Here is a 7,081-nt window from a genome sequence, read left to right as displayed (position 1 = left end):
CAGGGCCTGTTTCATCTCGCGGTAGTCGTTCTCGATGCGCCACCTGAGTTTCGTGTTTCGGACGAGGGTGGCCAGCGGGGTGTTCTCGGGCAGGTTGGACAGCCAGAACTGCATGGGTTCGTCCTCGGTGGCGGGCCATTCGGCCAGCAGCCAGCACGCCGGCAGCTCGGCGCCGGCCACGGCTTTGCGGATCTCGCGTCCGGCGGGCCTGATCCGCAGGGCCACGAAGCGGGAGTACATGCGCTTCAGGCCACTGCGGCCGGTGCCGGGTCGTGAGCCCTGCCTCCACTGCACTGGCCGTGCGGTGCGTTTGCCGGCTGCGATGACCAGCTGCTTCACGGTCTGGGCCGCCTCAGGGTAGGCAGGCACGGGCGGTCGGCCGCGGCCGCTGTAGGCCGGGGTGCACGGCCGTGCCTGCTCAGGCTGGGCGGTGGTCGTGGTCGAGATACCCACCACGTAGTGGAGATCGCGGTCCTCCAAGCCGAGCCGGAATGCGGCAGTATCCCCGTAGCCTCCGTCGGCGATGGCCAGGGGGACCTCGATGCCCCAGGACCGCGTCTCATCGATCATGTCCAGGGCCAGCTGCCACTTCTCGACATGGCCCACCTCTGCAGGGATGCCGCACTTCTCGCGTCGGGACACCTTGACCGGATCGGCCTTCGGCGAAGCGTGATCCCAGCTCTCGGGCAGGAACAGACGCCAATTCACCGCCGCCGAGGCCCCGTCGGACGCCAGATGCAGTGATACCCCGGCCTGGCAGTTGGTGACCTTGCCCGCCGTGCCGGTGTACTGCCTGGTCACGCACGCGGACGCGTCCCCGTCCTTGAGGAACCCGGTGTCGTCAATGATCAGCGCCGTCGGGTTGACGACCTGCTGCATCCGCCACGCCAGACGGGCCCGCACATGGGCCGCATCCCACGGACTGGAGGTGATGAAGTGGGCCAAGGCCTGCCGGTTGCCGTCCTCGCCCAGGCGGGCGGCCATCGGCTCCACCGACTTGCGGTGTCCATCCAGCAACAGCCCCCGCAGATAGACCCCACCCCACCGACGCTGATCCGCACGCGCGAACGGCTCGAACATCTCCGCCGCGAAGTCCTCCAGATCACACCGGACCACGGCCAACTCCCCACCCATCACACTCGATCAACGACACCACCGATCAAGCAGACACGCCACTGCCGAGTGAACCTGACCAAGCCCTACTAGGGGCTGTCCGGTGAATCACCCACGACCCGCCGGACAGCCCCTAACTCGCCTCTACGCCTGGCTCACCGGCAGACCACTCACCGGCACCCGCGTCTCACCCTTCGCAGCGTCCCGAGACCGGTCAGGGCACAACCGGCATACCCACAACTGTGATCGCAGTGCCAGCTGGTCGATTCAGAAAACGGTTCGGAAGTCACGACCCACAGGGCTCCACCGTCCCACATCCCAAGGAGCGACCGCCCTCGCTCGCATCAGCGCGCTCAGGGCTCCGTCTGTACGCCCCCGCTCGGGGGCGCACTTGACATGCCTCCTGACGCATACTCATGCCGCCCGGACTGATGGGCACTCAGCGACTGGAGATACGGGCATGAGAGTTCTGCACACGATCCGGCGCAGCAGGATCGCACAGAGGCTGGGAATCAGGACAGCCCGCCGCACCCCCGACGGTGGCGTCATCCGGCGCATCCGCACCGTACCGGTCCTTGCCGGGGCCTTCGCCCTGGCCGCGGCAATGACCGTCTTCGCCCCGACCACCGCACAGGCGGCCGTGGCATGCAACGAGACGGCGCTGATCAACGCCATCAACACCGCCAACTCCGCCGGCGGGGGCACCGTGGTCCTGACAAAGGACTGTACGTACACCCTCACCACGTCCCACGGCAGCGACACCGACGGGCCGGACGGACTGCCGATCATCACCACCGCCATCACCCTGTCCGGCAACAACAACATCATCACCCGCTCAACAGCCGTGGGTACCCTCCCCTTCCGCATCGCCAAGGTCGCCTCCACCGGCAACTTCACCCTCAAGGGGAACATCACCCTCAGCAACGGCCTCGCCGGAACTGACGGCGGCGGCATCCTCAACCACGGCACGGTGACCCTCACCAACAGCGCCCTCACCGGCAACACCGCCGCGGGCAAAGGCGGCGGCCTGTCCAACACCGACATCAGCGCCCCCGCCACCGGGGCAACGGCGACGTTCACCGGCAGCATCGTGTCCAACAACACTGCCATTGGCCGGGGCGGCGGCATCTACAACGGCCTTCGAAGCACGCTGACGACCACCAGCAGCTTCGTCAACGGAACCAACTCCGGGTTGCAGGGCGGCGGCATCGCCGCCATCAACTCCACCGCGACCACCCTGACCAGCACCCCGGTCAGCACCAACCAAGCCACCCTCAATGCCGGCGGCGTCTACCGCGTGGGCGGCACGATGACGGTCACCACCTCCCCGATCTCCGGCAACACCCCCAATAACTGCACCGGCAGCTCCCCCGCAGTCCCCAGCTGCACCGGCTGACCACACAACCACCAGCCCTCACCAACAGGTAAGAGAACCGGCCGGACCGCCCCCCCGCGGGCGGCCCGGCTCCCTTGTGTCCAGACAGGACGCGGAAGGCCGCCATCCGGGTAGATCGGCAGGCCGGGATCGGCAAGACGAACGTCAGTTGCGCCTGGCCTCGGCGGCCCCGTCGCCGATGACACTGTTGGGCCTGGTCCAGCATATGGCGGAGGTCGAACGCAACTGGTTCCAGCGGGTTTTTGCCGGTCTTGACGTGCCCCTGGTGTACGAGGAGGGCAAGGGCGATGGTTTCGGGCTCGCCCCGGGCCGCAGTATCGACGAGGCGCTGACCACCTGGCGCGCGGAAGTCGCACGGGGCGTGATCTGATCACCGCCTCTTCGCTGGACGACTCCGGCAAGCTCTCGGAGCAGGAGGCGGGGCACGTCGGGGACCAGGAAGTTTCCTTGCGCTGGATCCTGATCCACATGATCGAGGAGTACACGCGCCACAACGGCCACGCGGATCTGCTCCAGGAGCGCATCGACGGTGTCACGGGGGCTTGAGGCATGGCTGGTGAATTATCTCCGGAGCCATAGCCAGATCACGGCGACAGTCACAGTGCCGTGAAAGACATACGCCCGCTTGTCGAACCGCGTGGCTACGGCCCGGAATGCCTTGAGGGCATTGATGGTGCGCTCGACTTCGTTCCTGCGTTTGTACGCGGCGCGGTCGAAGCCGGGCGGGCGGCCACCGGCGGAGCCACGCGCCAGGCGGTGCCGGGCCTGGTCCTTCTTCTCTGGGATGGCGTGCGGGATCTGACGTCGTCGCAGGTAGGAGCGTATGCGGCGGGAGGAGTACGCCTTGTCCGCGCTGATCGCGTCGGGTCGGGTGCGGGGGTGCCCGCCGCCCTGACGGGGCACACGGATCCGCTCGACGACGGCCTCGAAGACGGTGCCGTCATGGGTCTGGCCCGGCGTGACGAGCAGGGCCAGCGGGCGGAGTCCGCCCTCGCAGGCGAGGTGGATTTTGCTGGTCAGGCCGCCGCGTGAACGCCCGAGTCCCTCGTCCTCACGGTGCTGGGCTGGCACCCCTTTTTTGGACCGTTGGCGGGCGCGGCCTTGCGGGCGCCGGCGGCGTGCTGGTGAGCGCGGCAGGAGGTGGAATCCACACCGGTCTGGCTCCAGTCCAGCCGCCCCTCGGCGTCCGCATCGGCCTGGACCGCCGAAAGTATTCGGTCCCAGGTGCCGTCCGCCGACCAGCGCCGATGACGGTCGTGGACGGTCTTCCACTTCCCGAAACGCGCAGGTAGGTCGCGCCACGGCACCCCTGTCCGCTCCCGGAAGTAGATCCCGTTGACCACTTTGCGGTGGCTCTTCCACTGCCCACCACGCTTGCCGTTCGTCGGCAGGTACGGCTCCAGTCGCGCCCACTCCGCCTTGCTCAGATCACCACGTCCCATATCCGCCTGAACGATCAAGAACAGGGCGCCGTTCCAAGATCTACTGACGATTCGTCGGACACGACCTAGTCCGATCAGCCCTCAACCCCGTGGCGTGGACGGAATGAAGACCCTGCGCGACCGCAGCGATCACCTACGAGCGGTTCATTCTGCCTAGGGCTGGATGGTGCCAGTACGCCCTGTTGGGTTGAATTATCTGCGGTTTTGGGTAAGGACTGGCGAGGTCGCCGGCTGCGCCGGCCAGGTACGGAGGAGGAACGGCTATGGCAACCGGACAGCGGATTGATCCATTCGCCGCGTTCAATTTCACTCTAGACATCGACGGGTTGGCCGGCTCACACAGTTTCTCCGAGTGCAGCGGGGTCAACGCCGAGCAAGACGTGATTGAGTACCGCGAGGGCAACATGGACTTTTCGGTCGTCAAGCTCCCAGGGTTGAAGAAGTTCGGTGACATCACGCTCAAGCGTGGCTTCACCACCAACCGCGAGCTGTGGGATTGGCGGCGGGCCGTGTTGGAGGGCAATGTGATTCGCCGCAGCGGCCACATCGTGCTCAACGACGAGGCCGGCAAACCGGCGTTGCGGTGGAAGTTCACCAACGGCTGGCCCAAGCAATACTCGGCACCTTCGGTCAGCGGCACTGCCACCGAGGTCGCCGTGGAGGAGTTGGTGTTGGCGGTGGAGAGCTTTGAGCTGGATCAGGGGGCCGGGTGACCGCTGCGGCGCGCCAGTCGGCCTCGCCGAGGTCAAACCCGGTGCGCTGCGGGTGCGGAATATCGGAACGCATCGAGGTATCTGCGCCAACAGGCTCGGCATTCGGACAGAGTTCTACGCCGCCGAATTCTCCGGAAACCTGGGCTCCGTAGGAGGTCGGGCGACGGCATTCTGGGCACTTGCCCTGATCGGGACGCTTGAGCAGCTCAGCCATCCCCGGGAATAGGACCCGGTTCGCCTGCTCCATGACGGCTGTATACCGCTCCTTGTCGACGGGTGTGGTGGTGTTTGAGTCGACGCGATACCAGAGTTTGGTGTTCCGCCGTGCCTCGGTCGTTACCTTGATGGTCTCCGGTTTGTCGACCATCAGGTCGTCTTCCACGAATCGATATCTGCACATCAAGGGGTGGCCTGGTCCCCCACCCAAGCGCGCGAAGTTGACGGCACGGCGACGTGAGCCGGACCGAGCCCACTGGGCGTCCATGGCCCATAGCGCCTCGCGGTAGGAGCGGTAGGCACTTTCGCGTGACTCGGCGCCCGCGGAGGCGTACATGTTGTGGATCTCGCCTTCGGCACGGTGTTTGTGGAACGCGACGGCGTCGTAGAGGACTGCACTGATCTCGGCGATCAGGCGGTTTCCTCCTCGACGAGGAGCACCCCCTGGCGGAAGTAGCCGTAACGCGGCTTGAGGACGGCGCGGCCCCATTCGGCCAGCACAGGTTCGGCCGCTGCCACATTCCCCTGGTGGACCAGCACCGGCTGACCGGCGTAAACGAAATGGCGCCTCCCCTGTCCGCGGGGGCGTTCACGCACGAATATCCGCCTCCTCGCCGAGGTCTACCTGCGCCGAGGTGTCCCAGCAGGCCATCACCGCGAACATGAAGGACGTTAAAAGCGGCTCGACTGCTGAAAATCTCACCTGTACAGCAGATCGGCGTCCACGGCTATCCACTCCCCAATCCACGCCGCGCCACGAACATCACGTGATGGCCCATCAGTCATTCATGACACATCGTCAGCAAAGTCAGCATGGAGTCAGCATGCACCCTGTCAGAGGTGGTGACAGGTGGCGACACATGCACATGCACCAATCCGCCCTGCACCACCTCTGAGCTGCAAAGATGCTGGCCAACCCGCTACACCCGCAACGTCGCCCCAATCCCGGTACCAATGGAAACCGAAGAGGCGCGGCAAGGCATCGTTGCAGGTCAGAGGGTATTTCGAGGTCAGCAAGTCAGCACAAAGTCAGCATCGGCGGCGCCACTCCGGGAAACGGGGCCCCGCATCGCAACCGGTACGACCAGCATGCTCTGGCCATGGAGAGGATGGACCAGATGCTCACGGAGGGGACCGGCCCGGACAGCTGGTGTCAGCGTCGTGGTGGACGGTTCCAAGCTTTGCTGGCGGACCACGCCCTCACCCGGGGTGAGTTGCTCCTGTCGATAGATCCTTTACCGGGCACTCGTCGAGACATCGCGGACGAATTTGCTTGCCTGGCCCGCCGTATGCACAGGCTCTCCGAGGGCCGGAAAGACGCGTCGAGAGCAAGCGCCTGCTCGATCCGCTCGGTCGCGACGCCGACCCAGACGGGCGCAGCAAGACCCGGACGGATTGTCCAGGTCTTGACCATGCAGGATGGTGGCCTGCCTGTCCGGCTACGGCCGGTAGAGCCGAGAGTCTGGCTTCTGTGCCATCACGTTGTCTGTCCGCTCAACGACATATCCGATCTCCCGCAACGTCTCCGCTGCATGCTCATGCGCGTCACGCACGGCCGATTTCATCTGGAGTAGCCGCCATTCCCGTTGTTGTTCGTTCACGACGCCCCTCCAACCCGGCTCCACATCGACCGCAAACTCCCGTTCCAGAAGCAGTAGTACGTCCTCTAGAGCTGGGCGCATGCGGTGCCCGCCAACAGAGAATTGCATCTCTGCGAGCCGCGGCAGCTTGCCCGAGCGCATGCCGGTTCTCGGCCGGCCCTTGCGATCCGCGAGGCGAAGGACGTATGCCATCTCGTCGCGATGAGCATGGACATGCAGGTGAGCGCCAGGCGGGTTCTCCCCGCCCCGCTCGTACTCGTAGCGCATGAGCGGGTCAGAGCCGCCGTCGTAGAAGACATGAATCTCGGTCTTGTCGACTGCCAAGTACTTTCGCGTGCCATCCCAGCAGCAAAAGTGTTGGACGAGGAGGTTAAGGCACCGCTCCGCGTTGATCCGAACAGGGAAACGTACGATACGGAGATCGGACGCCAGAGGGGCCACGCGAATTCGGTTTCCCACGTTCAAAGCCGAAAACCGCGGGGAGTCCTCGCCGAGGACTCCCCGCGTCAATGCAGTCAGCTGGTCGGCGAACTCAGTCGCCTTCTTGTCGAGGGTGTCCCCTTCAGCAGTCACCAGCGAGAAGGGAGTCGATTCCCTCGA

6 protein-coding genes and 1 pseudogene are annotated in these 7,081 nt (G+C 65.4%); 3 read left to right on the top strand and 4 right to left on the bottom strand.

Annotated elements, in window-relative coordinates:
• Positions 1–1,137, bottom strand: a 1,137-nt coding sequence (locus AB0I10_RS39650) for an IS701 family transposase (protein ID WP_363157606.1), incomplete at its 3' end; no start/stop codon positions are given.
• Positions 1,138–1,573: 436 nt separating this feature from the next.
• On the opposite strand from AB0I10_RS39650, the gene AB0I10_RS39645 reads away from it, so the two are divergent.
• Together AB0I10_RS39645 and AB0I10_RS39640 are read left to right on the top strand one after the other, a co-directional pair.
• Complete coding sequence (locus AB0I10_RS39645; protein WP_363157605.1) at positions 1,574–2,509, top strand: right-handed parallel beta-helix repeat-containing protein; 936 nt, start codon at positions 1,574–1,576, stop codon at positions 2,507–2,509.
• Between the two features lie 76 nt (positions 2,510–2,585).
• Positions 2,586–3,055 (top strand): annotated as a pseudogene (locus AB0I10_RS39640) (DinB family protein).
• Between the two features lie 15 nt (positions 3,056–3,070).
• On the opposite strand, the gene AB0I10_RS39635 reads toward AB0I10_RS39640, so the two are convergent.
• A protein-coding gene (locus tag AB0I10_RS39635) for an IS5 family transposase (RefSeq protein ID WP_363157604.1) occupies positions 3,071–3,951 on the bottom strand; the annotation gives its coding sequence in 2 pieces (ribosomal slippage) (positions 3,071–3,579 and positions 3,579–3,951; 882 coding nt in all).
• Positions 3,952–4,214: 263 nt separating this feature from the next.
• Between AB0I10_RS39635 and AB0I10_RS39630 the strand changes: the two genes are divergently transcribed.
• A complete protein-coding gene (locus AB0I10_RS39630) occupies positions 4,215–4,664 on the top strand; it encodes a phage tail protein (protein ID WP_363157603.1) in 450 nt (149 codons plus the stop codon).
• 627 nt (positions 4,665–5,291) lie between these two features.
• On the opposite strand, the gene AB0I10_RS39625 is transcribed toward AB0I10_RS39630, so the two are convergent.
• Both AB0I10_RS39625 and AB0I10_RS39620 read right to left on the bottom strand, forming a co-directional pair.
• On the bottom strand, positions 5,292–5,477 hold the full coding sequence (locus AB0I10_RS39625; RefSeq protein WP_363157602.1) for a hypothetical protein: 186 nt from the start codon (positions 5,475–5,477) through the stop codon (positions 5,292–5,294).
• A gap of 842 nt (positions 5,478–6,319) precedes the next feature.
• On the bottom strand, positions 6,320–7,054 hold the full coding sequence (locus AB0I10_RS39620; protein WP_363157607.1) for a hypothetical protein: 735 nt from the start codon (positions 7,052–7,054) through the stop codon (positions 6,320–6,322).
• Positions 7,055–7,081: the final 27 nt, after the last annotated feature.

Source organism: Streptomyces sp. NPDC050636, from assembly GCF_040654775.1.
Taxonomy (GTDB): Bacteria; Actinomycetota; Actinomycetes; order Streptomycetales; family Streptomycetaceae; genus Streptomyces.
The sequence above is the reverse complement of the archived record's forward strand: the minus strand, read 5'-3'. Positions and strand labels throughout refer to the sequence as shown.

Bases quoted from the DNA above. Each gene is read 5' to 3' on its own strand.
- AB0I10_RS39630 (WP_363157603.1), top strand. From the start codon at position 4,215: ATGGCAACCGGACAGCGGATTGATCCATTCGCCGCGTTCAATTTCACT.
- AB0I10_RS39645 (WP_363157605.1), top strand. From the start codon at position 1,574: ATGAGAGTTCTGCACACGATCCGGCGCAGCAGGATCGCACAGAGGCTG.